We start from the raw sequence: 23,733 nt of genomic DNA, 5'->3' as shown, positions 1-23,733 counted from the left end.
AAGGGAGGAGAATTGAAAAGCATTCGGCCTTTGTGGAGATTGGCTTGTGCATCCAATCGCGATGGGATCCCTGGCTAGCTTTATCGCCGGCTTGGCGACGGGGCTGGGGGCTTTGCCGGCCCTTTTTCTTCCCTCGCTCTCCGAAAGGGTACAAGGGATCCTGCTGGGGTTTGGGGGTGGGGTGATGTTGGCGGCCACCTCTTTTTCCCTGCTGGTGCCGGGCACCGAGGCAGCCATGGCGCTGGGGTATTCCCCATTTGGGGCGGCTGTGGTGATGGTGGCAGGCCTGTTGTTGGGGGCGATCTTCCTGGAGAGTGCCCACCGCTTTTTTCCCCACGAGCACTTTTTCAAAGGGGTTGAAGGGGAGAACCGCGCCCATTTGAAGCGGATTTGGCTGTTCATCATTGCCATTGCCCTGCACAATTTCCCGGAAGGACTGGCGGTGGGAGTGGGTTTCGCTACCGGCCAAGTCGGCGATGGGTTGGCGTTGGCGTTGGGGATCGGCTTGCAGAACATGCCAGAAGGGCTGGTGGTGGCTTTGTCACTGGTGGGCCAGGGGTACTCGCGGCTGTTCGCTTTTGGCATCGCCCTGCTGACCGGACTGGTGGAGCCCATCGGCGGGATCCTGGGAGCAACGGTGGTCTCTCTGGCGCAGCCCCTACTACCCTGGGGCATGGCTTTTGCGGCGGGGGCGATGTTGTTTGTCATTTCCGATGAGATCATCCCTGAGTCGCACCGGCAGGGGTTGGAGCGGGAGGGCACCTTTGGGGTCATCAGTGGGTTTGTGGTGATGATGTTGCTGGATATCACCTTGGGCTAGCAAGGGATCCCGTCGCGAAGTGGAACGGAGTTTTATTTTTTATGTTGAGTAACGAACCCTTTTTGTGGCGAGGAGCAGGGGAACACGCCTGTCTGCTGCTACATGGATTGGGGGGCGGTGTTTACGAGTTGCAATGGCTGGCAGAGCGGCTGTTGGCGGCTGGCCTGACGGTGCAGGGATTTAACTATCCCGGCCATGACAGTGCTCCGCATCGCTTACACGACCGCCGGTCTGCCCACATGCCCCCTTCCCGCTGGACGGAGTGGTACGGGCGGGCTTTGGAGCATTATCTGGCTTTGCAGCAGGAGTACCCGCGCGTTTCCTTGGTGGGCTTTTCCACCGGCTGTCTGCTGGCTTTGCACCTGGCTTTTGCCCATCCCATCCATAAATTGGTGCTGCTGGCGCCATTTTTCGCCATTCGCCACCGCTGGTACTATCTTTTTCGCCCTGAGCAGTACCTGAACAGCCTGGGTTGGCTATTGAAGGAGGTGCCCCGCCTCAGCTTGCCGATTCGGGATGGGGACGCTCGAGCCTTGGCAGAAAGAACGGCCTATTTCCGCAGCTTTAATCTGTCGGCGGTGCGCAGCGCTCTGGAGCTGATCGAGCGGGTCAAGGGGGAAGTGGCCAGCATCCGGGTTCCCACCCTGATCCTGCAATCCCGCCAAGATATGGTGGTGGACCCCGACCAGGCAATGTGGCTCTATCAAGAGCTGGGATCCGAGGAGAAGATCTTGTCTTGGCTGGAGCACTCCGACCACATCCTCACTTTGGACTGCGAGCGGGAAACGGTGTTTGACCAGGTTTGCGCCTTCCTCAACCAGGATCCTTCTGCGCCCGGATCAGCGTAACCCGCTGCCAAGCACCGCGGGCATCGTAGTCTCGGCTCAAACGCAAGAGACAGTGGCAGTCTTCCGGCTGCGGAAACCAGCTCAGGCTTACCGAAAAGCTGCGATCCCGCTGGGCAGTGGGGATGGGCAAGGGATCCGGCCCGCCAATCCACAGCCCTCCCGGCAAGGGATCCCAGTTGCTCAACCACTCTGCCCCCGAGGAGTCCACCTCGGTTTCGGCAAACCGGCCCTCGGCAACCGCAAAGCTCTGGGCGATCCCCCGCCATCTCCCCTGGAGGCAGGCTCTCAGCTGCTCTCTGCTCAGGGGTGCACAGTCTGCAACGGGATCCAAAGCTTGGCCGCGCCGCTCCAGGATCGCGGTTACCTCTACCAGACGACCTTGGGCATCCCACTGTTGCACCAGCCGCGCCTTGCGATCCCCCCAGAGAAAGCCCTGCTCGACGGCAAAATCACTAAACGGCGCCAGCTGCAGCCGCCCATTGGAAAAAGATCCATCGGGGAAAAAGCGCAATCCCGGCGAGAAATCCTGGTAGACCCAGCTCTGGGAGCTTTCGGGAGTGGGGGATCCCTCCAGGGGGTAGTAGGCATTGGTTTGGCGGATCGCGCCCAACTCCAAAGCCTCAAAGGTAATGAGGCTGCGCTTTTGGCCTACTAGCTCCCAACCACCGTGGGCAGTAGGTCGATAGTCAGAAAAGAGGCCGTGCCATTCTCCCAAGTGTAGGGCTAGGCATTGTATCGGGGTTTTCATGAAGAAGCCTGAAGTGCAACGTTGAAGACAGAGCCGATGGGGAAGAAGCTCCGGGGTGGTATTTTACCTTTTGGGGATAACATCAGCTTTCTGATGAAAGGGTTGTGGTTTACCGCGGCTCAAAAAATGACAATGCAACCTGAAGTAGCCAAGGTTTTGGCCGAGCGGGGAGAGCGCTGGGTGCCCTGGATTCTGGTGGGTTTGGGGGTGTGGATCCTGTTCAAAAATGAGACTTGGAGATGGCTTTTGTCTTAGACTCTGGCCGGGATTTGTTCGTGATAGCGGGACGGGATTCTTTCGAGTTCTAGTCGTTGTGTCGGTCTAGGGAGGGATCCCAGTCCAGATCTTCGTGGCGGTGCTCCCGTTCCCAGCGATGCACCCAGTCCCAAATGCGATAGTGCTGCTCGGCGGTGAGTTGCTTGGGATCCTGGGCCAAAGCGGCAGCCTCTTCCGGGGTGAGCAAAGCAGCCAAGCTGCCGATCTCCACCAAATAGCGGCGTTCTTCCGCAGTGGTGTGGGACTGATTGAGCCGTCGAATTAAACGACGTAAAGTGGCTACATCTTGACTCATAAGCCGATAGGAAAGAATCGACGAGCATCTAAGCTGGTAAGAACAGTTTAAGAGCAGAATCATCGAAATTATCAAAGTCATCAAAAGAAAGCAGGCCAAATTGCCCAGCCGATGCTCTTCTAATCCTCAAAGGATCCCAGAATGCGCACTTCCGGCTCCAAAAGCACCGACCATTGTTGATAGACCTTTTCCTGGGCCAAGCGAATCAAGCGGTAAATGTCCTTGGCACTCGCCTGATGGCAATTGAGGATGAAGTTGGCATGGCGCTCTGAAATTTGGGCCCCACCGATGCGGTACCCCTTCAAGCCGACCTGCTCGATTAGCCAGCCGGCAGGGTGAGACTCTGGGTTGCGAAAGACGCTGCCACAACTGGGCAAATGATAGGGCTGAGAGCTTAGGCGTTGGTTGAGGTAGCGCTGGGTTTCCCACTGCACCTGGGACGGATCCCTGCTTGGGATCAACTGCAGCGTCGCTCCTGTCACCGTCCAGGGTGAGTCTTGCAGGCGAGAGCGGCGATAGCCAAATTGCAGATCGGCAGGTTCTAGGCGGCAGGGCTCTTGTTCCTCGTCCAAAATCTGCACTTCCACCAGCACATCCGCCATGGCGCGTCCGTGGGCACCCGCATTCATCACCACGGCTCCCCCCAGGGTGCCCGGGATCCCAATCGCCCACTCCAACCCACTCCAGCCTTGCCTGGCGGCGGCCCGCGACAGATTGACCAAAGGCTCTCCGGCAGCGGCCCAAATTCTCCCCCCTTCCAGCAGTTGGATCCCCCGCAAACGGCGAGTGCCGATCACCAGCCCCTTCAACCCCGCATCGCTGATGAGCAGATTGCTGCCTGCCCCTAACAGCGTCGTGGGGATCCCTTCTGCTCGCGCCCAAGCCAAACACTGCTGCAGCTCCAGGTGGCTACGGGGCTCACAATACCACTCGGCCTTGCCGCCCACACGAAAGGTGGTCAGAGGAGCCAACGGGATCCCCGATTGAATTCGTCCAGATAGCAGAGCCGCCGGCCCGCGGGGGAGAAGCCTGTCTTCAGCGGTAAGACTTGCCGCCTCAGACTCACAGGAACCGTCCCGCTGAGGCACCACCGGAGCCGTCGTCATGATTCAATACCTCAGAAGCAGCTATCTTTTCAGCTGAAGTTTGGATTTTTGGCTTTCCTTTTCAGCTGAAGTTTGGATTTTTGGCTTGCCCAGGCTGTTCCCTCACCTGAGCCGCATATGCCCGCATCGTAGCGATTATCTGCTGATTTAGGTCCCCTGCGCCCAAAAAAACGGCGAGATCTCCAGGCTGCAGGACGGACGGCAACACCTCCGGCAATTGCGGCAAAGACGACACATAGCGCACATGGGGATGGTGCTCCGCCACCGCCACGGCCAAGCGCAAGCTGTCGGAACCCTCAGGCGCCGGCTCTCCTGCCCCATACGTGGGCACGATCACCACTACGTCCGCCTCCCCAAAGCAGCGGGCAAAATCTTGGAACAGGGCAGCCAAGCGGCTGTGGCGATGGGGCTGAAATACCGCCACCACCCGCCGCTGCTGTAGCCGTGCTGCCTGCAGGGTGGCTCGAATCTCGCTGGGATGGTGGGCATAGTCGTCGATAAAGGTGACTCCACCCACTTCCCCCTTGTGCTCAAAGCGGCGATGCGCCCCCCGAAATTGCGCCAAAGCTGAGGCAATCACCGCAAACTCCAAGCCCAACTGTCGCCCAACGGCAACCGCCGCCAGGGCATTGCTGAGGTTGTGGGATCCCAACACCTGTAGGCGAAGCTGTCCGAGCAGGGATCCCTTTTCCCAGATCTCAGCGCAGGTGAAACTGGCAGTGTAGAGGATTTGGCGAGCTTGGTACTGGGCTTGGGGATGACCGGTCAGGCTGTAGCCCACATCCACCCTCAGGTGAGCCGCCACGTTGGGACAGTCCAGGCAGGCCACCAGGGTTTGGCTCTGCTGCCCATACTGTTGAAAAGCCCGGATCACCTGCCCCAAATCGGCGTAGTGATCGGGGTGATCCAGCTCAATGTTGGTGATCACCCCAATCTTGGGATAGAGCCGCACCAGAGATCCATCCGACTCATCCACCTCGGCCACCCAATACTCCCCCTTGCCCAGACGGGCATTGCCATCCCAGGCATCCACTTCCCCGCCGATAATCAAGGTGGGATCCCAGCCCGCCGAGAGCAACACATAGCCGATCATGCTGCTGGTGGTGGTTTTGCCGTGAGTGCCGGCCACCCCAATGCCAGAGCGACGGTTAAACAGAGCCGCCAACAAGTCTGCCCGGTGCCAAACCGTCAATCCCTTGCCCAGGGCAGCAGCCAATTCTGGATTGGTGGGGCGAATGGCGCTGGAATAGACCACCTGGGGATCCCCGACCAATCCCTCCGAGCTGTGGCCCTGAAAGAAGCGCACCCCCAAAGCTTCCAGGCGGCGGGTACGGCCATTGGCGACAATGTCGGATCCGGAAACGCGAAACCCTTGTTTAGCCAGGATATAGGCCAGGGCCGACATCCCTACTCCACCAATGCCCACAAAGTGATAGGTCGAAAGCAAGGGATCTAGGGGATCCAAATGCAGGGGCAGAGGCTGAGACGGAACCGGCAACGGCGGGATGGGATCCCTTCCTCCAAGTGTCTCCACCATCGCAACTCCACCCCACTCCTAAAACCGCCACACTCCAAAAAAAGGACTGCGTTCTGCTGACTACAAACAGGTTCGAACAGGCCACATCATATCAGGAATCCCCAGAGCTAGGTAGGCTGCGCCCCACCGGTTGCTGTGATCTGCCGGCACCTTGGGGAACCCACAGGGGGTGAAAATACGGTGAGCACAAGCAACACAGAATACAGCTGGACATTTTCATCCCAAAAACTTTACACTTATTTAAGAAAAAGAGGCGGCGTTTGTCGTCTGCAAAGCCACAGCGGGTAAAAGGCCATGAACCCACGAGCGCTCTGGTCGCTGGCAGGAGTCGGGCTGCTTGGTTGTGCCGGTCTGGCATGGCTGGGATTGAGCAAACAGGGAGCCACACAGTCGGTATCGGGAAGTGCAGAGGCAACGGTGGAAATGCGGCTGCCTCCGCAAGTTGGTGCTTTGGGTCGCCTGGAGCCGGAGGGGGAAGTGCTGCGCATTGCCGGTTCCCCCGGAGAACGGCTGGGAGAGCTGCTGGTGGCCGAGGGGGATCGCGTGGTGGCAGGCCAAGTGCTAGCCCGCTTGGAAAGCTACGCCGAGCGGTTGGCGGAGCGAGAGTACGCTGCCGCCCAACTTCAAGAGGCCCGCGCCCGGTTGCAGGCCGAGACCCGTTTCAGTCAGGCCCAAATCCAAGAGGCACGCACCCGCCTCAGCCGTCTGGACGAGCCGCAACAGATGCAAATCCGCTCCCAGGAAGCGGTGGTGGAACGTATCCGGGCAGAACTGGCCGATGCCGAGGCCAATCTGGCCCGCTTTCAGGAGCTCTGGCAGGAAGGAGCAATCTCGCAACAAGAGCTGGATCAACGCCGGCTGCTGGTGCGGCAACGACAGGAGGACTTGCGGGCTGCCGAAGCCACCCTGAGCCAACTGCGCCTGGCCCGTGAGCGCGATCTGCTCAATGCCCAAGCCCAAGTCCAAGCTGCCGAGGCGGGACTGAGTCTGGCCCAAGCCCAAGTCCAACTGGGATCCCTGGCCCGCAATCTGGAACTGGCAGAAGCTCGCCTAGAGCGCACCCTCATCCGCGCTCCCCGTGCTGGACAGGTGCTCAAGATCCACACCCGCCCTGGAGAGGTCATCCCCGCCGGCGAGGGCATTCTCGAGCTGGGCAACACTGACCAAATGATGGTGGTGGCCGAGGTCTACGAAACAGACATCTTGCGGGTTCGGCCAGGCCAGCAGGCCACCATTAGCAACCGCGCTCTGCCAGAAACCCTGCAGGGCCGAGTGGAGCGGGTAGGCCTGCAGATTGGCAAGAAAGATGTGCTCAACACCGACCCAGCTGCCGATGTGGATGCCCGCGTGGTGGAAGTGTATATCCGCCTGGATCCGGAGAGCAGCGCCCGCGTGGCTGGCCTGACCAACCTGCAGGTGAATGTGGCCATCGATGTCGAGGGGTAGGCTCAGCCCATGTACAGCCTGTTCAGTGTGGCTTTTATCGCCCATCGGATCCCGTTGGCCTGGCTGCAGTTGACGCGGGAGAAGATCCGCCTGCTGGTGGCCCTGGCGGGCATTGCCTTTGCTTGCATCTTGATGTTCATGCAGTTGGGCTTCCAAGACAGTCTGCTGGAAAGTGCCATCCGCTTCCACGTGGCCCTGAAGGGAGAGATCTTCCTGGTCAGCCCCCAGTCCAACGCCCTGATTGCCATGAACACCTTCTCCCAGCGGCGACTCTATCAGGCTTTGGGCTTTGAGGGGGTGCGGGCCATCTCGCCTGTCTATGTGGGCTTTGCCCTCTGGAAAAACCCAGAGACCCGCCGTACCCGCAGCATTTTTGTGGTAGGAGTGGATCCCTCGGCTGATCTGTTGGACTTGCCGGAACTGACGCCGGACAAGCTGGAAGAGATCAAAAAGGCGGACGTGGTGCTGTTTGACCGCCGCTCCCGCAGCGAGTTTGGCCCCATCCCAGAGTGGTTTGAGTCCGGGCGAGAGGTGGTTACTGAGGTGGGAAACCGCCGCGTCCAGGTGGGGGGCCTGTTTGAGATGGGGGCCACCTTTGGAGCCGACGGCACCATCCTCACCAGCGACCTCAATTTCCTGCGCATTTTTCCGCAGCGGGGGCGCGGCCTAGTGGATATCGGCGTGGTGCAGCTTCAGCCGGGTGTGGATCCGGATCCCTTGGTGCGGCAGATGCGGGCTTTGCTGCCGGAAGATGTGCGGGTGCTCTCACGGGCGGAGTTTATCGATATGGAGCAAACCTACTGGGAAGAGGGCACAGCCATCGGCTTTATTTTCGGCCTGGGGGTGGGCATGGGCTTTATTGTCGGCATTGTGATTGTCTATCAAATTCTCTACACCGATGTGTCGGATCACCTGGCAGAATATGCCACTCTCAAAGCCATGGGCTATACCGATACCTACCTGCTGGGGGTGGTATTTCAGGAGGCGCTCCTGCTGGCCGGCTTGGGGTACATTCCTGCCTTTGCCCTGTCGGTTTTGCTCTACGATTTGACGGCCAATGCCACGTTGCTGCCTATTGCCATGACCTTCAACCGGGCAGTGCTGGTGCTGGGGCTGGCGGTGAGCATGTGTTTCATCTCAGGAGCGATTGCCGTGCGACGGCTGCGGGCAGCCGATCCTGCCGACATTTTCTAGAGTTTTGGCTGTGGGCAGGGCGCCGGGGCGTTGGTAAGTCAATAGTCTGCCAAAGGGGATCGGATGGATGGTGAAGGGTTTGAGCTAGGCTGTCTAAAAACTTCTGGGATCCTCATCAACGCTCTCCGGCCAAAGGTTTCTAAATGGTCTCATCTCAACGCTCCAAATGACGGCCTAAGTGGTCAATGAGTTGTCAACGCAAAGTTTTGAGATTTTGAGTTTCCTATGCTGACTCCTCTTCTCGATCAAGCTGCCCTTGCTTCTGCCCAGAATGCCGTTGAGCCGGTGGTGAAAGCCGAAGGGGTGAACCACTATTTCGGCGAGGGATCCCTGCGCAAGCAGATTCTCTTCGACATTAGCTTTGCCCTGCAGCCAGGGGAGATCGTGCTGCTGACTGGCCCTTCCGGCTCCGGCAAAACCACCCTGCTGACGCTGCTGGGGGCCTTGCGCTCGGTGCAGGAGGGCAGCTTGCGGGTGTTGGGACAGGAGCTGCGGGGAGCTCAGCCCAGTACTCTCATTCAAATCCGCCGCCAGGTCGGGTACATTTTCCAGGCCCATAACCTGCTGCGATCCCTGACGGCAGCCCAAAACGTGCGCATGGCCCTGGAGCTGCACAACGGCCTCTCTCCTCAGGAAGCCCAGCAGCGAGCGGAAGCAATGCTGGCGGCGGTGGGCCTGGGGGATCGCGTCCACTACTACCCGGAACAGCTTTCCGGCGGACAAAAGCAGCGGGTGGCCATTGCCCGCGCCTTGGTTAGCCATCCCAAGCTGGTGCTGGCGGACGAGCCCACGGCAGCCCTAGATAGTAAGTCGGGCCGCGAGGTGGTGACCCTGATGGAGAAGTTGGCGCGGGAGCAGGGTTGCACCATCCTCATGGTGACCCACGACAACCGCATCCTGGACATTGCAGATCGGGTGCTGCACATGGAAGATGGACGGCTGGAGAGCCAAGCCGTTGCCTAACTTTGCCCAGAGCAGGCGTGGCGGCGGTACCAGTCGATGGTGCGCTGCAGACCTTCTCGCAGGCCGACTTTGGCCACAAAACCCATCCTCTCTCGGGCCTTGGAGACATCCAGACAGCGGCGGGGTTGGCCATTGGGCTTGTCCGTTTGCCAGCGGATCTCTCCCCGGAACTCCATCAGCTCGCAGATGAGGGCAATCAGATCCCGGATGGAGATCTCTTCACCGGTGCCCAGGTTCAAGGGATCCGCCCCGTCGTAAAGCTGGGTGGCCATGACAATGCCGCGGGCCGCATCTTCAGCGTAGAAAAACTCGCGGGTGGGGCTACCATCCCCCCACACTTCGACGTAGTTTTGGCCCCGTTGCTGCGCTTCGTGCACTTTGCGGATCAAGGCTGGGATGACGTGGGAGCTTTCGGGGTCGAAGTTGTCCATGGGGCCGTAGAGGTTCACCGGCAGCAGGTAGATGCCGTTGAAGCCGTACTGCTGCCGGTAGGCCTGCAGCTGCACCAGCAGGGCTTTCTTGGCGATGCCGTAGGGGGCGTTGGTCTCCTCTGGGTAGCCGTTCCAGAGATCCTCTTCCTTGAAGGGAACGGGGGTGAACTTGGGATAGGCGCAGATGGTGCCCACGCAGACAAACTTCTCCACCCCGGCCAGGTAGGCGGCGTGGATGAGCTGGGATCCCATGATGAGGTTGTCGTAGAAGAGTTCTGCCGGCTTGGCTTGGTTGAGGCCGATGCCACCCACGTGGGCGGCCAAATGGATGACGATATCTTGCCCTTGCACCACCTCTTGGCAGACTTCCCAACGGCGCAGATCCTGGGTGCGGGAGCGCGGGATGCGCACCTGCTCCGGCTTTACCCCCAGCACCTGCAACTGTTGCAGCACATGTTTGCCCAAAAAGCCGCTGCCCCCTGTGAGCAAAATGCGCTTCTGGCTGAGATCGACGGAGCTGGGCAAGCTGTTGGGCATAGATCCGACGCAGAGAACTTCCGGCTTTCATTATGCTGCAGACGGGATAGCCGTATTCCAGACTTGTTGGCGATGGTCATCGAGAATAGGCAAGGCATCAACTCAAAACCTGGGCAAACCGCCCCGGCGACAGAGCAGGGATCCATTCATCCGCCTGTCCATAGGCTTGTTGGGCGAAGCGACGGGCCAAAGCGGGCACGATGGGCAGGGGGTTGCTGAAGCCGGAAAACAGTTGCAAGCCTTCCCAGCCGGGCAGGGATCCCACCAGAGGCTGGTGATCAGCGCTGAAGGCCACCAAGCAGTGATACCACCGTCCGGGCAGGTGGGCCAACTTGGGCAGGTAGCGACCGGCTTGTGCCCGGATCTGGGCTTCGCTGGCGGCTGCATCCACCTCGGCATGGGGATCCGTCAATACCCGGCTGATCTGGCCCATGCGAATGCTGCCATCTACAAATTGCAGGATCCCGGCATCCAGAATCGGCGGGCAAAGCTCGTGCCCTGGCTCGTCCCAAAGGGGATCCCGATCGGGATGGGCGGCTTGTCGTTCCAGTTCCAAGCGTTGCACGGGCACGCTCATCACCAACGCTTTCAATTGCAAATCCGAGGGCTCCAGCTCCAGGGATTCGGCATGGGTGTAGTAGATGGGCACCCGGATTCCCGCTTGGCGCAACAGAGCCCGTGTCCAGCCGCCGGCGCACACCACCACCTGGCCTGCTCCGTAGCAGTCGGCTCCGGACTCTACGCCCGTGATGCGCGCTCCCTGCCGCCGCAGGGCCGTTGCTGTTGCGATCAAGAGGGATCCCCCCAATCGTTGCAAGGCTGTTTGAAAGGCCAGCGCCGTCAACAAGGGGTTGATGTGGCCATGCCGAGCCCAGAGGACTACTTCCAGAGCGGCCGGATCCAGCAGCGGCTCCAGCTCGCAGGCTGCCGCCACCGAAATCCGCCGGGGTGGGATGCGACAGTCGGCCAGATCCGCCTCAACGGCCTCTGCATCGTAGCCGGGGGCAATGGGCATGAGCAGATCCAGCTCGCGAAATTGAATATCTGCCTCCAGCTCTTCTGACAGGGTGCGGTAGCGTTGGATCCCTTCTTCCCCCAGAGCTTTGAGCAGCGGCGTTTTGCCCGCCCAATGGGCCAAGCCCCCGTAGCTGTAGCGGGTTGCTCCGTTCAGCACTCCATCTTTCTCCATCAGCAGAACGGATCCCCCCTGGCGGGCCAGTTCATAGCTTAGGGCTGCCCCGGTAATCCCACCGCCGATCAGAATCCAGTCGTAGTTGGCCATCACTTCCCTCTTTGCCCTGAACCTCATCTTGCGGCAAAGAGGCTCAGTTTGGGGTAGCGAGCGCAGCAGAACTCGGATCCGCACTGGTGGCGGTACTGGCTGAAGCGGAACTCACAAAGGGCTTCCTTGAGTCCAGATTGAGAGTCCCCTTGGGTCCAGAGTCAACATAAAAGGCAGGTTAGTGGCATCGGCCATCTGCAAATGAACCTGTGGCGGCATCTGGCCCAGACTTTATCGCTGCACACTTCCCCAACGGGCAAACCCAGACAGACATAGTATCAACAGAAATAGGCAGGGATCGCCGGGATCTCTGCCCATCTCAAGCCCGAAATTGGATCTCTTCTCGGCTTTCCTCAAGCCTCTTCAAGACTCCTGCGCCAGGCGAGCGTAAAACAAGCCTTGAACGCGAACAGTGTGGGGTTCCATCGCCCCTTGCTCGGTGCTGGAAGGCTGAATGCTAACAAAGGATCCCGCCATTTCGCCAGTGCTGGGATCCACGCGAGCAATCCGCAGGGACATTTTCCCCTGGGAAACCTCGTCCACCTTGCGGTTGGTGGCAAAATCATCTTTGGCAGCCTGTAGACCTACCGCAGTGTCGTAGCCGGTGTTGGATCCCCGCCCGCGCGGGTCGAGGAAGGTGCTGCTGTGATAGCCGGGCACCAAGAACTCCCCTTCAAAATCGGTCGAAGGGTCAATGGCGGAGCCCTGGGCAGTGGCGACCAAGTCTTTCACGCTAAACAGAAACGGCACCAGCTCGCGGCGGGGCATTTGGCCGGTGGTCGGCTGAAAGGTGATCCCATCCACCACTTTGAGCTCCAGCACGCCGTCTTTGGGAGTCACCTCGGCTTTAATCGGCCCCAGAGTGGCCGCTGAGATCATGATGTTTTTGGCCTTGATGAACTCTTTCTCGCCGTTCCGCTTTTCCTCTTCCACCTCAATTTGCACCGGCTGGAAGCAGACATCCGTCAGCTTCAGGGATCCCCCCCTAGGCACTTCGATACGGCCCCGGGCGTTGTCCGAGACCGAAGGGCAAATGGCGGCCTTGCCGGTGTTGCGGATCTGGTCATAGGTCAGCGGCGCCTTGGCAGCCTTAGCCGGAACAGCAAAGACGCTCAAACAAAGCGCCAACAGGATGGCGAGCAGTGGACGGTACCGCATAATCAACCTCGAAAAACCTTTTTTGAATCTGAACGCTGCTGGGGGAAATAAGCCCGAATGCCCCCATTGTACGCAATCGTGATCCCCCTCAGAGGAAGTGCCTCAAAATTAGCCACCCACCAACAGGGATCCCAGCCAGCGTTCCCGAATCTGGGTGATCAACTCGCGGATAGGCTGTTGGTTGACACGGTAGCTGATGGGATGGGCAATCAGGCGAGCTGTACTCTCGAATAGGCAGTCTCGCTCAATCAGGCCGTTTTCCCTCAGGGTGCGCCCTGTGGCTACCAAGTCGACGATGGCATCGGCCATGCCGGTGAGGGGGGCCAACTCCACCGAACCATAGAGAGAGATAAGCTCCACCGGCAAATCCAGGCGGTCAAAATACTCCCGGGCGCAGCCGACAAACTTAGAAGCCACGCGGGCATGAGCAGGCAACTGAGCTGCCGAGTGGTAGGGGCTATCTTGGGGAAGGGCCACCGACATGCGACAGTGGCCAAATTGGAGATCCAACAGGTGGGCCACCCGCGCTTCGGTGCCGGCATAGCGCTCCCGCAAGACGTCGTAGCCGACAATGCCCAACTGCGCCTGCCCGTACTCCACGTACACCGGCACATCGTGAGTGCGCACCAGCAGCGCTTCGTAGCGTTGTCCGTTCAGCCGGGTGGGGGATTCAATCCGCAGCAGGCGATTGCCGGGATCCAAAAAACGGCTGAAATCGATCCCCACCTGCTGCAGGCATTGAATGGCCTCAGGCAGCAAGGCCCCCTTGGCCAGGGCAATCGTGATGGGTGGGCTGTCGGGACGGCCATCCAGCATCTTTTTCAGGATCTACTACATTTGTCTGATACATCCGTCTGAATCTTGGGCCAGGAGCAATCAATGTAAGAATGCTGGGATCCCCGTCTGCCGGGTGGAACTCTCAGGAGAGACGGGGCAAAACGAGGGGCTCAGGGGAAACCCTTGGCGAAATGCCCAGAAGAGCAAGCCCCCTTGATTGTAGGGGATCGGAATCCCAGCAGCGATTCCCCGGCCTCTTGAAAGCCCCACCGGTTCTCTGGAATGCCGATCCTGGGATGATAAAGTCAGAGCACGGTTAGCCCGGAGGAGTGACGACGGCATGAAAGCCATGATCCTGGCAGCAGGCAAAGGCACGCGGGTACGGCCCATCACCTACATGATGCCGAAGCCGATGATCCCCATTTTGCACAAGCCTGTCATGGAATTTTTGGTGGAGCTGCTGCGGGAACACGGCTTCGACCAGATCATGGTCAACACCAGCCACTTGGCCCACCAAATCGAAGACTACTTTCGAGATGGGCAGCAATGGGGGGTTCACATCGGCTTTTCCTTCGAAGGCCATTTTGAGAACGGCCAGCCGGTGGCCGAACCTCTGGGCTCCGCTGGCGGTATGCGCAAGATCCAGGATTTCTCCGGATTTTTCGACAGTACCTTTGTGGTGCTCTGTGGGGATGCCCTGATCGACCTGAACCTCACGCAGATCGTCAACTTCCACAAATCCAAGGGAGCGCTGGCCACTGTGGTCCTGCGGCAGGTGGATCCCAGCCAGGTCTCCAGCTATGGGGTGGTAGTCACCGACGAGACGGGTCGCATCACTGCTTTCCAAGAAAAGCCTAGGCGGGAAGAGGCCCTCGGCCACACCATCAACACCGGCATCTATGTTTTCGAGCCGGAAGTGTTCGACTACATTCCCCCCGGCTGCCCCTACGACATCGGCAGCGATCTCTTCCCGGCCTTGGTGAAAGCGGGTGCCCCCTTTTATGGGATCACGGCTGACTTTCAGTGGGTGGACATTGGCCGCACCCACGACTACTGGCTGGCGGTGCAAAAAGTGCTGCGCGGCGAGATCAAGGGAGTCAAGGTGCCCGGGATCCAGATTCAACCCGGCGTATGGACGGGGATCAACATCCGCGCCAACTGGGATCGCATCCACATCGAGCCACCGGTCTACATCGGGGCCAGCAGCTATTTGGCGGACGGGGTCAAACTCATCGGCCCCACGGCAATTGGCTACGGATGTGTGTTGAATGAAGGGTGTACGCTGGATAGCAGCTTGATTTTTAACTACACCCAGATTGCGGCAGGCGTGACCCTACGCCACCAGATGGTGATGGGTCGCTACTGCATTTCCTCGGATGGCAATGCCATCGACACCGAAGAGTCCAACCTCACGTGGCTGATCGGAGATGCCCGCAGCAATGCCAACGGCAAATCCCCATAGCGCCCTCTACCTCTACGGGATCGTCGCTGCCCCTGGCCCGCGTCATCTGAGTGTGGTGGGGCTGGACAAGCAGCCGGTGCAGGTTCATGGGCTGGGATCCCTGGCCTTCTTGTACTCCCAGGCTCGACAGGAGCGCTACCTGGCCAGCCGGGCCAACTTGCTCGCCCATGAGGCCGTGCTGGAAAAAGTGATGAACGAGGGACATCGGGCTCTGCTGCCCCTGCAATTTGGTCTGGTGGTGAGCGGCTGGGAGCAGGTGGAACGGGACTTGGTGCAGCCCCGCTTGGCGGATCTGCTGGCTCTGCTGGAGCGCCTAGAGGGCAAGCGGGAGGTGGGAGTAAAGGTCTTCTGGGATCCCGAGCAGGAGCTCAAGCTGGGGCTAGAGGAAAACCCTGCCCTCAAAGCTCGGCGAGACGAAATGGCCGGCGCTCCTCTGGGGCTGGACGCGGTAGTCGAGATCGGACGGGCTCTGGAGCAGCTCTTAGAGCAGCGACGTCAGCGCATTGCCCAGACCTTTACAGCAGCCCTCAGCCCCTTGGCCAGCGACCGCGTAGAAGGAGATCTGCTCACCGAAAACATGGCCTACAACGGCTCGTTTTTGATCAATTGGGAAGATGAGCCGGTTTTTGCCCAAAAAGTAGAGGAGCTAGACCAGACCTTCCAGGGGCGGCTGCGCATTCGCTACAACAACTTCACCGCTCCCTACAATTTCGTCAAACTTTGACACACTCAGCTGTATTGGGTCACTTCTCTACAAAAGACAAGAGGAGACCGCTCGGCTGAATGGTCGAAGGCAGGGATCCTTTTGGAAATCTGCTCAGGTATTGTGGGGATGGGCGCTGCAGTCTGTAAGCCGAGGGAGACGGTATGGGGTTGCTTATTTTTATCTTGTTTTTAGCTCTGGCTGCCGGGATCTTGGCTCTAGCCCTTTACCACGAAAAGAAACGTCGAGAAGCTCTGGAACGGGTAGCTGCACAGCTAGGAATGCGCTTTTCTGCCCAGTTGCCTGAAGAGATTCGATCTCGCTTGTTGCAAGCAGGCTTTGGACTGTTTGAACGAGGCCATGGGCGGCGTTTCTATAATTCGATGTCCAAGCGGCTGATCGATGGCACTGAGATTACCGTTTTTGATTACCAATACACCAGCGGCAGTGGCAAGAGTTCTAGCACTTATCGCCAGTCCGTCTTCTACGCCTATCACGAGGATCTTCATCTGCCCCGTTTTCGGCTGCACCCCGAAAATGCCCTTTTCCATGGCATCGCCAAAGCTTTTGGCATGCAAGATATCAATTTCGAGAGCCACCCTAAGTTCTCCCGGAGCTATCTCTTGCGAGGAGAGAATGAAGCCCAAGTTCGGCTGCGGTTCCATCCTGGCGTCCTTGGTTTTTGGGAGCAGCATCCCAACTATTGCGCCGAAGGAGCTGGCGCCCACCTCATTCTTTGGCAAAATGACCGACAGGTGAGTCCCGAAGGGATGGCAGAATGGATGCACTTGGGGGAAGAGTTGACTCAACGGCTGCGGCGTATGTAGTAGCAGAGCCTACGGCCCCCCGCCGCGAACGGTCAACCTCGGCCTAAACCTCACCCCAAGAGGGTGCGCTGCAATCTCAAGAACCTCTCTACTGAGCGCCGAGGGCCGCCAACAAATCATCCGCCAATGACACCGCCGTGTAGACCAAAGCCTGTCGTTGCTCAGGAGACAAATCGCCAACAGGAGTCTGGGGATTGCTCACGATACCTTGCAATACCTTGCTGGCTATGTATTCCCGCTTGGAAACCCCTGGGCTGGAGATGGTGGGGTTGTCGAGAGAGAACTTCTGATGGTGCTCGAAGGGGAAGGCGTATTCGGGGGCAACCGGCATCGCTCGACTCCAGATGGATCTCTACACTCTGCTTTGCCTATTTTCCCATCCTCTCTCGCTGGGGATTTTAAAAAAGCGGTGCCTCAAAAAAGACATAACGGGTTATCGTAATCAGAGAGATCCCTACGTGGGGGAAGGATCTGGGCTGCTCTCCCTTGGGAACAGTGGACATGCATTTGAGGGATTCTTTTCGACGCACCAAAATTGTTGCCACCATCGGCCCTGCCAGCTCAAATCCAGCCATTCTCAGGGAGATGATCCTGCAAGGGGCAACCACCCTTCGCCTCAACTTCTCCCATGGGGATCACGAGCTACACCGCCGCAGCATTCGCCTGATCCGCCAAACCGCGATGGATCTGGGCATCCAGGTCGCCATTTTGCAAGACCTGCAGGGGCCCAAAATCCGCCTGGGCAAGTTCGCCGAAGGCTCGATCACCCTCAAGGCAGGGGATCCCTTTGTGTTGACCAGCAAACCTGTCTTGGGATCCCAAGAGCGCAGTTGGGTCACCTACGACAAGCTGGCCCAAGAAGTGCCCGAAGGAGCGACGATCCTCATCGACGATGGTCGAGTGGAGATGCGGGTGGAAGCCGTGGATCCGGAAGCGGGCGAACTCTTCTGCCGCACCATTGTCGGGGGTACCCTCTCCAACAACAAGGGGGTCAATTTCCCCGGTGTGCGCCTGAGCATCCGCGCCGTGACCCCAAAAGACAAAGAAGATCTCTACTTCGGCCTCAACCAAGGGGTGGATTGGGTGGCCCTCAGCTTTGTGCGGGATCCCTCTGATGTGCTGGAGCTGCGGGAGCTCATCGCCTCTGCCAAACGGCCTTCTTCGGGCTCAGCCGACAAGCGGGTACCCATCATCGTCAAGATCGAGAAACACGAGGCCATTGAACAGCTGCCCCAGATTTTGGCCCTCAGCGACGGTGTGATGGTGGCGCGGGGAGATCTGGGGGTAGAGCTGCCTGCGGAAGAGGTGCCGATCCTGCAGAAGCGGGTGATCGCCCTGGCCAACTCCCTGGGGATCCCGGTAATTACGGCCACCCAAATGCTGGACAGCATGGTGCACAGCCCCCGGCCTACCCGTGCCGAAATCTCCGATGTGGCCAACGCCATTTTGGATGGCACCGATGCCGTCATGCTCTCCAACGAGACGGCTGTGGGCAAATACCCTGTCGAGGCCGTTGCCACCATGGCCCGCATTGCCGTGCGCACCGAGCGCGATTACTTTGACCTGACCTACGCCGACCGACGACAACGCCTTCGCGCCCTTGCCATGCAGGAGCTGAGCCAAAACAACGGCAACAGTCCTGCCGGGATGCGGCCCAAAACCCTGATCACCGACTCGATCAGCCGCGCCGTGGGGGAGATCGCCCAAGAGTTGGATGCTGTAGCCGTGATGACCCTGACCAAAACAGGGGCTACCGCTCGCAATGTCTCTAAGTTTCGCCCCCGCACTCCCATCCTAGCCGTAACCCCCCATGTGGAAGTGGCACGGCGGCTGCAGTTGGTTTGGGGGGTACATCCGCTGTTGGTTATGGATTTGGCCACCACCCGCCAGACCTTTCAAGCGGCCATCAGCTTGGCTCAGGAAGATGGCTTGCTCAAGGATGGCGACTTGGTGGTGCTCAGTGCAGGAACCCTGCCAGGCGTTGCGGGATCCACCGATCTGATCAAGGTGGATGTGGTGAAAGCGGTGGTGGCTCAAGGCAAAGGGTTTGGCAAAGGCATTGTCAGCGGCCCGGCCCGCATCTTGAGATCCAGCCTCGATGCCAGCAAAATCACCGCCGGAGACATTTTGGTTGCCCAATCCACCGACGCCAACTATGTGGAGGCCATCAAACAGGCAGCCGGCGTGATTACCGAAGAAGAGGGAGCCTCCTCTCATGCAGCAGTCATTGGCCTGCGGCTGGGGGTGCCGGTGCTGGTGGGGGTCAAGGATGCTACCCGCTTAATCCGGGATGGATCTATCGTCACTCTGAACCCAGAAAAAGGCATAGTGACCGCAGGAGCCGATGGCTTGGGCTTTTAAGCGGGCCTTAAGGTTGCCTGCAATACAAACTTGTATCTCTTGCTACGAAACGAGACCAAGTTCTATGATGGGGGTAGCGAGGCAAGATTTTCCCTGACCCTTCGGTGCGTCCCATCCATTCCACGTGTAGGTTAAGCTATGCCCACTTTACAAGCCACCCACTATGCGGTTGAGGCCATCCAGGAGGAAGCTCGTCGCCTCATTCAGCAGGGCGTCTTACGCCGCTCTGCAGCCATTGCCCACCTGCAACCCTTTTTCCCGCAGCGGGAGTGGCAGGCGATTGCCCAAGAGCTGGAGCTGCAAGACTACTGCCCCTCGGATCCCCTCTGCGATTTAATCGGCGACTGCGAGGAGTGGGGCGAAGACTAAGCCTCGATCTGCCGAGGATGGCAAGCGGTCGGCGTTGGCAGACAGCCAATGCTTCTTTCTATTCCACCCGTTTTTTCCCTCTTGATCTGTCGGCGGTTAAGCTGGATGAACTATAGTCAGTAATCAAACATCCCTTTTCGCCGGGTTCGCATGGGTCAGACGGCTGTCATTGCCACCTCAGATGGAGGTCTCGACCTGAATAGCCTCGGTTTTGAGGTGCCAGGGTGGCTGCGTGCTCTGCTTTCCGGTGCCGAGGATCCCGGCGATGGGCTGCGGCCCTACACGGCTGAAGAAGCCGATCTGCTGCGCCGTGCCTTTGAGTTTTCTTACTGTTTGCATCAGGGCCAAAAACGCAAATCGGGGGATCCCTACATTGCCCATCCGGTAGCCGTGGCTACTCTCCTGCGGGAGCTGGGGGGAGATGCGGTGACGGTGGCAGCGGGCCTTTTGCACGATGTTATTGAGGATACAGAAGTTACCCCAGAAGCCCTGGAAGCTGAATTCGGCTCTGAAGTTCGCCTACTGGTAGAAGGAGTTACCAAACTCTCTAAGTTCAATTTCTCCAGCAAAACCGAGCAGCAAGCGGAAAATTTCCGCCGCATGTTTGTGGCAATGGCCAAAGATATTCGAGTCATCGTGGTCAAGCTGGCGGATCGCTTGCACAACATGCGCACGCTGCAGTATCTCTCCCCCAGCAAGCAACGGCAGATTGCAGCCGAAACCATGGAAATTTTCGCCCCTTTGGCCAACCGGCTGGGGATCTGGCACTTCAAATGGGAACTGGAAGACTTGGCTTTTAAGTATCTGGACTACGAGGCTTACCGGAAGATTCAGGAATTGGTCAATGCCAAGCGCGCCGAGCGAGAGGCCGAGATCCAAGCTTTTATCGAAGAGCTGCGGCAGAACCTTCTTCAAGCGGGGCTGGAACATTTCGAGATCAGCGGGCGGCCCAAACATTTGTACAGCATCTATCGCAAGATGCAGCAGCAGCACAAAGAATTTCACGAGATTTACGATCTCTCGGCAGTGCGGGTAATCGTGCATACCAACAGCGAGTGCTATCGGGTGCTGGCAGTCGTTCACAACTGCTTTCGCCCAATCCCTGGGCGTTTCAAAGACTACATTGGTCTGCCCAAGGCCAATCGTTACCAATCTTTGCATACGGCAGTGATCGGCCTGCAGGGACGACCGGTGGAGGTGCAGATTCGTACCGAAGAGATGCACCGCGTGGCTGAGTACGGGATCGCCGCCCACTGGAAGTACAAGGAGGCCGGCAGCACCACTGTCAAGCCCGACGAGGAGCGCTTCACCTGGCTGCGACAGCTGTTGGAGTGGCAAAACGACCTCAAAGATGACAAGGAGTATCTGGACACCCTTCGCGAGAACCTGTTTGAGAGCGAGGTTTACGTCTTTACGCCCAAGGGGGACTTGCTGGCTCTGCCCCAGGGATCCTGTCCGGTGGACTTCGCCTATCGCATCCACTCCGAAATTGGGGATCACTGTGCAGGAGCGCGGGTAAACAACAAGATCGTGCCCCTGGATACCCGCCTGCGCAACGGCGACATCGTGCAGATCATTACCCACAAGAATGCCCATCCCAGCCTGGACTGGATCAATTTCGTTGCCACCAGCTCTGCCCGCAATCGCATTCGCCAATGGTTTAAGCGCTCCAATCGCGAGCAAAACATCGCGCGGGGCCGGCATTTGCTGGAGCGGGAGCTGGGCAAAACGGGCTTTGATGCCCTGCTCAAATCAGAGCGGATGCAGAAGGTAGCCGAAAAGCTCAACTACGCCAGTGTAGAGGATTTGTTAGCCGCTCTGGGTTATGGTGAGACAACCCCCACGCTGGTGATCCATCGGCTGCAGGAGGTCAGCAGGCCGGCAGTATCCCCCCCTACAGAGGAGGAATCGCTTGAGGGATCCAAGCTGTTGTTGCCGCGGGCTTCTGTGGCTTCCAGTTCCGTCAAATCCCAATCTCCCATTCTGGGGGTGGAGGGTCTGAAACACCAGTTGGCCAAGTGTTGTAACCCGCTGCCGGGGGATCCGATTTTGGGCGTAGTCACCCGCTTTAAGGGTATTAGTATCCACCATCAGGACTGTCCACGGGTGGCTCAGGTTTCGGGGGAACGCCTGGTGCCAGTACGCTGGAACGAAGAGCAACTGCGGCGGAGCACCCAGATCTATCCGGTAGAACTGCATCTGGAGGTTATCGACCGCGTTGGGGTGCTGCGGGACATTCTTTCCCGTCTATCGGATCAAGGCATTAATGTTCGCAATGCTAAGGTACAAACTTTTGCCAACCGCACCGCCCTGATCGATCTCTGTATCGATGTACGTGATAAGAAACAGCTCACCCAGGTTCAAAGTCAACTGCGCCAGCTTTCTGACGTGATCGTGCTGCGCTCCCGCCATCACCAAAACGGATCCCGTTGACCTACGCCTGGCCCTTCGCGGGTACGGACTCTAGACCGCATCCCTATTGCGACTCGCTCCTGCAGCAGCCCAATTTTGGGTCAGGCGCTGTCCCATCCTCATCCTGACCTCCTTTGCCGCTTCTGGTGCGCAGAGCGCTTTCCCGCTCCTCTGGGGTCTTGCCAAAAATCCCGTGTCAGCTCACAGGTGGCCAGGCAAGGCCGACAAGCCCAGAGCAATATCCCAGGCTTTCTTCGACAGCCTGTGGAAAACCTGGGGAAATCCAGCGAAGCCCGCCCAAGCTCCGATGGAGTTCCTGGCCATATCTAGGGGGAGGACTCACTACATTACGGGATCCTACACTGACTGTGTGTTAATTTTTATGAATTTGTCAAGAAATCACAACATTAGCCTGTGGAAAACCTGTGGAAAAACCTGGAAAATCTGTGGAAAACCTGTGGAAAAACCCCCCAAGTTATTAACAGGTATAAATACCCTGTGGAAAAGTGGCCAAGTTATCCACAGTTTTTCCACAGGTGGGGAATAAGCTCAAAAGCTCATGGCGCAAGGTGTTGACGATCACTTTCCACAGTTTCCACAGCCCCTACTACTACTAGATCAAAAAATTAAATTAGGCAGGGATCGAAATTTCAGATCTGTCCTACGCGCGAGGCAAATTTTCCAAAACTCGACCGCAAGGGGAGGGATCCAACCGGGGCAGTCGGTGTAGGATCTGCGTGTGCAGCCCTCAAGTGCCCCCCATGGTGCAAGCTCAGCGTCCTGTGGATCGAGAATCGGAAACCGAGTCGTTCGCGCCGGTGTTGCGCAGCGGCAAGGCTGCAGCTCCCTATCGTGGGGAGAGCCGCTTTAACGAAGCTGTTGACGCGCCGCTGGAGGGTTTTAGCTTCACCTGCGAGCAAGCCGATCTCAGCCACCACCTCACTTCCGTTGGACGGGCTGTGGCCAGCCGCCCCGCCCTGCCCGTTTTGGCCAATGTGTTGGTGGAGGCCGACGCGGAAACTCAGCGGGTTGCTTTGACCGCCTTTGACTTGAACTTGTGCATTCGCAGCGAGTTCGAGGCTCAGGTCAGGGGATCCGGTCGCACCACCCTGCCGGCCAAGCTGCTCAGCGACATCGTCAGCCGTCTGCCCAGCGGCCCAGTGACTCTTGACGCGAGCAGCCAAGCCCAGGAGAGTGCCCCTGTGATTCTCATGTCGGCAGCCGGCCAGTACCAAGTGCGCAGCATGTCGGCTGAAGAGTACCCCACCCTACCGGAAATATCGCTCCGCACCGCCGACGCAGATGGCGATTTTGTGGGGGAGGAAAGCCCAACAGCTCAGGCCCTGGAGCTGCCCATCGAGAGCCTGTTGCAAGGGATCGGCCAAACCCTTTTTGCGGCCTCTGGAGATGAGACCAAGCAGGTGCTCACAGGGGTGCATGTCAAGCTCTTGGCGGGGGATCCCCCTTGCCTGGAGTTTGCGGCCACCGACGGGCATCGTCTGGCGATAGTGCAGGTGGAGGCCGAAGGGATCCCGGTTGCTTCGGCCCATGGGGAAATAGGGTTGGATTTCACCATTCCCGCTCGCACTTTGCGGGAGGTGGAGCGCATCCTCGGCACCCAGACCGCGGCCTCTACGGTGGAATTGCGGTTTGACCGATCCCAGGTGCAGTTTGTGCTGCCTCCTCGCGCCAGCAAAACGCAGTGCCAACAGCGGATCACCAGCCGCCTTTTGGAGGGCCAATATCCCGACTACAACCGCCTAATTCCCAAGCAATTTGAGCGGCAGGTAACCCTGGAGCGTCGGCCTTTGATTGAGTCGCTGGAACGGGTGGGAGTACTTGCTGCCCAAAGAAACGACATCGTCAAGTTCAATCTTTCTGCCGCAACCCAAACCCTGCGCATCAGCACCGAGGCGCCCGATGTGGGCAGTGGCGAGGAATCTTTGCCGGTGCAAATGTCCGGCCCTGACCTGGAGCTGGCCTTCAATGTGCGTTACCTGCTGGATGCCCTCAGGGTGTTTCATACGCAGCAGGTGAGCCTGGAGCTAAACGGCGCCACTCAGCCAGCTATTTGGAAGCCCCTTGGGGCGATGCGGCTCTGTTATTTGGTCATGCCGGTGCAGCTACGGGCTACCTAGTCCTAGGGAACTAATTGAAGAACAGCCTCGGTGGCTCTTGTCC

Annotated in this window: 22 protein-coding genes; 13 read left to right on the top strand and 9 right to left on the bottom strand. The window is 58.7% G+C overall.

Annotated elements, in window-relative coordinates; all coding sequences use genetic code 11:
* The first annotated feature begins 61 nt into the window (after positions 1–61).
* Both CYB_RS07425 and CYB_RS07420 read left to right on the top strand, forming a co-directional pair.
* Positions 62–820, top strand: coding sequence for a ZIP family metal transporter (locus CYB_RS07425; protein ID WP_083757643.1), 759 nt, complete (start codon positions 62–64; stop codon positions 818–820).
* A gap of 41 nt (positions 821–861) precedes the next feature.
* Positions 862–1,668, top strand: a complete 807-nt coding sequence (locus CYB_RS07420; protein ID WP_011433176.1) for an alpha/beta hydrolase — start codon at positions 862–864, stop codon at positions 1,666–1,668.
* On the opposite strand, the gene CYB_RS07415 is transcribed toward CYB_RS07420, so the two are convergent.
* A complete protein-coding gene (locus tag CYB_RS07415; RefSeq protein WP_011433175.1) occupies positions 1,634–2,416 on the bottom strand; it encodes a DUF3598 family protein in 783 nt (260 codons plus the stop codon). The genes CYB_RS07420 and CYB_RS07415 overlap by 35 nt on opposite strands.
* A gap of 126 nt (positions 2,417–2,542) precedes the next feature.
* Between CYB_RS07415 and CYB_RS15525 the strand changes: the two genes are divergently transcribed.
* Complete coding sequence (locus CYB_RS15525) at positions 2,543–2,671, top strand: hypothetical protein (RefSeq protein ID WP_255344536.1); 129 nt, start codon at positions 2,543–2,545, stop codon at positions 2,669–2,671.
* 49 nt (positions 2,672–2,720) lie between these two features.
* Here CYB_RS15525 and CYB_RS07405 read toward each other — a convergent pair whose 3' ends face one another.
* The 3 genes from CYB_RS07405 to murC form a co-directional block, all read right to left on the bottom strand.
* Complete coding sequence (locus CYB_RS07405; protein WP_041436475.1) at positions 2,721–2,987, bottom strand: hypothetical protein; 267 nt, start codon at positions 2,985–2,987, stop codon at positions 2,721–2,723.
* 119 nt (positions 2,988–3,106) lie between these two features.
* Entirely contained in the window at positions 3,107–4,093 is a 987-nt protein-coding gene (murB, locus tag CYB_RS07400; protein WP_011433172.1) for a UDP-N-acetylmuramate dehydrogenase, read from the bottom strand.
* Positions 4,094–4,154: 61 nt separating this feature from the next.
* Positions 4,155–5,591: a UDP-N-acetylmuramate--L-alanine ligase gene (gene murC / locus CYB_RS07395; RefSeq protein ID WP_011433171.1), complete on the bottom strand. Its 1,437-nt coding sequence runs from the start codon at positions 5,589–5,591 to the stop codon at positions 4,155–4,157.
* 333 nt (positions 5,592–5,924) lie between these two features.
* On the opposite strand from murC, the gene CYB_RS07390 reads away from it, so the two are divergent.
* From CYB_RS07390 to CYB_RS07380, 3 genes are all read left to right on the top strand, one after another.
* Positions 5,925–7,076 carry an ABC exporter membrane fusion protein gene (locus CYB_RS07390; protein ID WP_083757642.1) on the top strand — a complete coding sequence of 384 codons (1,152 nt, stop codon included), beginning with the start codon at positions 5,925–5,927 and terminating at the stop codon, positions 7,074–7,076.
* Positions 7,077–7,085: 9 nt separating this feature from the next.
* Positions 7,086–8,270, top strand: a complete 1,185-nt coding sequence (gene devC / locus CYB_RS07385; RefSeq protein ID WP_011433169.1) for an ABC transporter permease DevC — start codon at positions 7,086–7,088, stop codon at positions 8,268–8,270.
* Between the two features lie 225 nt (positions 8,271–8,495).
* The gene (locus CYB_RS07380; RefSeq protein WP_011433168.1) at positions 8,496–9,233 is read left to right on the top strand and encodes a DevA family ABC transporter ATP-binding protein; all 738 of its coding nucleotides are present in this window, start codon (positions 8,496–8,498) and stop codon (positions 9,231–9,233) included.
* Here the strand turns inward: CYB_RS07380 and CYB_RS07375 are convergent.
* The 4 genes from CYB_RS07375 to hisG all read right to left on the bottom strand — a co-directional run bounded on the left by CYB_RS07375 (position 9,230) and on the right by hisG (position 13,457).
* The gene (locus CYB_RS07375; protein WP_041436472.1) at positions 9,230–10,201 is read right to left on the bottom strand and encodes a GDP-L-fucose synthase family protein; all 972 of its coding nucleotides are present in this window, start codon (positions 10,199–10,201) and stop codon (positions 9,230–9,232) included. The genes CYB_RS07380 and CYB_RS07375 overlap by 4 nt on opposite strands.
* A gap of 97 nt (positions 10,202–10,298) precedes the next feature.
* Positions 10,299–11,483 carry an NAD(P)/FAD-dependent oxidoreductase gene (locus CYB_RS07370; RefSeq protein WP_011433165.1) on the bottom strand — a complete coding sequence of 395 codons (1,185 nt, stop codon included), beginning with the start codon at positions 11,481–11,483 and terminating at the stop codon, positions 10,299–10,301.
* Positions 11,484–11,846: 363 nt separating this feature from the next.
* Positions 11,847–12,641, bottom strand: coding sequence for a photosystem II manganese-stabilizing polypeptide (locus CYB_RS07365; protein WP_011433163.1), 795 nt, complete (start codon positions 12,639–12,641; stop codon positions 11,847–11,849).
* 108 nt (positions 12,642–12,749) lie between these two features.
* Positions 12,750–13,457: an ATP phosphoribosyltransferase gene (hisG, locus tag CYB_RS07360; protein WP_011433162.1), complete on the bottom strand. Its 708-nt coding sequence runs from the start codon at positions 13,455–13,457 to the stop codon at positions 12,750–12,752.
* A gap of 301 nt (positions 13,458–13,758) precedes the next feature.
* Between hisG and CYB_RS07355 the strand changes: the two genes are divergently transcribed.
* From CYB_RS07355 to CYB_RS07345, 3 genes are all read left to right on the top strand, one after another.
* Positions 13,759–14,880, top strand: a complete 1,122-nt coding sequence (locus CYB_RS07355; RefSeq protein WP_011433161.1) for a nucleotidyltransferase family protein — start codon at positions 13,759–13,761, stop codon at positions 14,878–14,880.
* Positions 14,858–15,604, top strand: a complete 747-nt coding sequence (locus CYB_RS07350; protein WP_011433160.1) for a GvpL/GvpF family gas vesicle protein — start codon at positions 14,858–14,860, stop codon at positions 15,602–15,604. Before CYB_RS07355 ends, CYB_RS07350 begins: the two co-directional genes overlap by 23 nt.
* A gap of 143 nt (positions 15,605–15,747) precedes the next feature.
* Positions 15,748–16,410 (top strand): hypothetical protein, encoded by a 663-nt coding sequence (locus CYB_RS07345; protein WP_011433159.1) that lies wholly within the window; start codon positions 15,748–15,750, stop codon positions 16,408–16,410.
* A gap of 88 nt (positions 16,411–16,498) precedes the next feature.
* Here CYB_RS07345 and CYB_RS07340 read toward each other — a convergent pair whose 3' ends face one another.
* Entirely contained in the window at positions 16,499–16,741 is a 243-nt protein-coding gene (locus CYB_RS07340; RefSeq protein ID WP_011433158.1) for a hypothetical protein, read from the bottom strand.
* A gap of 170 nt (positions 16,742–16,911) precedes the next feature.
* Between CYB_RS07340 and pyk the strand changes: the two genes are divergently transcribed.
* From pyk to dnaN, 4 genes are all read left to right on the top strand, one after another.
* The gene (gene pyk / locus CYB_RS07335) at positions 16,912–18,771 is read left to right on the top strand and encodes a pyruvate kinase (RefSeq protein ID WP_011433157.1); all 1,860 of its coding nucleotides are present in this window, start codon (positions 16,912–16,914) and stop codon (positions 18,769–18,771) included.
* A 138-nt stretch (positions 18,772–18,909) separates the two neighbouring features.
* A complete protein-coding gene (locus CYB_RS07330; protein ID WP_011433156.1) occupies positions 18,910–19,140 on the top strand; it encodes a DUF4327 family protein in 231 nt (76 codons plus the stop codon).
* Positions 19,141–19,290: 150 nt separating this feature from the next.
* On the top strand, positions 19,291–21,573 hold the full coding sequence (locus CYB_RS07325; RefSeq protein ID WP_011433155.1) for a RelA/SpoT family protein: 2,283 nt from the start codon (positions 19,291–19,293) through the stop codon (positions 21,571–21,573).
* A 740-nt stretch (positions 21,574–22,313) separates the two neighbouring features.
* The gene (gene dnaN, locus CYB_RS07320; RefSeq protein ID WP_049749577.1) at positions 22,314–23,690 is read left to right on the top strand and encodes a DNA polymerase III subunit beta; all 1,377 of its coding nucleotides are present in this window, start codon (positions 22,314–22,316) and stop codon (positions 23,688–23,690) included.
* Positions 23,691–23,733 lie beyond the last annotated feature (43 nt).

Origin of the sequence: Synechococcus sp. JA-2-3B'a(2-13) (assembly GCF_000013225.1) — a bacterium.
Taxonomy (GTDB): domain Bacteria; phylum Cyanobacteriota; class Cyanobacteriia; order Thermostichales; family Thermostichaceae; genus Thermostichus.
The sequence above is the reverse complement of the archived record's forward strand: the minus strand, read 5'-3'. Positions and strand labels throughout refer to the sequence as shown.

Coding starts and splice junctions, on each gene's coding strand:
- CYB_RS07425 (WP_083757643.1), top strand. CDS start 62: ATGGGATCCCTGGCTAGCTTTATCGCCGGCTTGGCGACGGGGCTGGGG.
- CYB_RS07420 (WP_011433176.1), top strand. CDS start 862: ATGTTGAGTAACGAACCCTTTTTGTGGCGAGGAGCAGGGGAACACGCC.
- CYB_RS07415 (WP_011433175.1), bottom strand. CDS start 2,416: ATGAAAACCCCGATACAATGCCTAGCCCTACACTTGGGAGAATGGCAC.
- CYB_RS15525 (WP_255344536.1), top strand. CDS start 2,543: ATGACAATGCAACCTGAAGTAGCCAAGGTTTTGGCCGAGCGGGGAGAG.
- CYB_RS07405 (WP_041436475.1), bottom strand. CDS start 2,987: ATGAGTCAAGATGTAGCCACTTTACGTCGTTTAATTCGACGGCTCAAT.
- murB (WP_011433172.1), bottom strand. CDS start 4,093: ATGACGACGGCTCCGGTGGTGCCTCAGCGGGACGGTTCCTGTGAGTCT.
- CYB_RS07390 (WP_083757642.1), top strand. CDS start 5,925: ATGAACCCACGAGCGCTCTGGTCGCTGGCAGGAGTCGGGCTGCTTGGT.
- devC (WP_011433169.1), top strand. CDS start 7,086: ATGTACAGCCTGTTCAGTGTGGCTTTTATCGCCCATCGGATCCCGTTG.
- CYB_RS07380 (WP_011433168.1), top strand. CDS start 8,496: ATGCTGACTCCTCTTCTCGATCAAGCTGCCCTTGCTTCTGCCCAGAAT.
- CYB_RS07375 (WP_041436472.1), bottom strand. CDS start 10,201: ATGCCCAACAGCTTGCCCAGCTCCGTCGATCTCAGCCAGAAGCGCATT.
- CYB_RS07370 (WP_011433165.1), bottom strand. CDS start 11,483: ATGGCCAACTACGACTGGATTCTGATCGGCGGTGGGATTACCGGGGCA.
- CYB_RS07365 (WP_011433163.1), bottom strand. CDS start 12,641: ATGCGGTACCGTCCACTGCTCGCCATCCTGTTGGCGCTTTGTTTGAGC.
- hisG (WP_011433162.1), bottom strand. CDS start 13,457: ATGCTGGATGGCCGTCCCGACAGCCCACCCATCACGATTGCCCTGGCC.
- CYB_RS07355 (WP_011433161.1), top strand. CDS start 13,759: ATGAAAGCCATGATCCTGGCAGCAGGCAAAGGCACGCGGGTACGGCCC.
- CYB_RS07350 (WP_011433160.1), top strand. CDS start 14,858: ATGCCAACGGCAAATCCCCATAGCGCCCTCTACCTCTACGGGATCGTC.
- CYB_RS07345 (WP_011433159.1), top strand. CDS start 15,748: ATGGGGTTGCTTATTTTTATCTTGTTTTTAGCTCTGGCTGCCGGGATC.
- CYB_RS07340 (WP_011433158.1), bottom strand. CDS start 16,741: ATGCCGGTTGCCCCCGAATACGCCTTCCCCTTCGAGCACCATCAGAAG.
- pyk (WP_011433157.1), top strand. CDS start 16,912: ATGCATTTGAGGGATTCTTTTCGACGCACCAAAATTGTTGCCACCATC.
- CYB_RS07330 (WP_011433156.1), top strand. CDS start 18,910: ATGCCCACTTTACAAGCCACCCACTATGCGGTTGAGGCCATCCAGGAG.
- CYB_RS07325 (WP_011433155.1), top strand. CDS start 19,291: ATGGGTCAGACGGCTGTCATTGCCACCTCAGATGGAGGTCTCGACCTG.
- dnaN (WP_049749577.1), top strand. CDS start 22,314: ATGGTGCAAGCTCAGCGTCCTGTGGATCGAGAATCGGAAACCGAGTCG.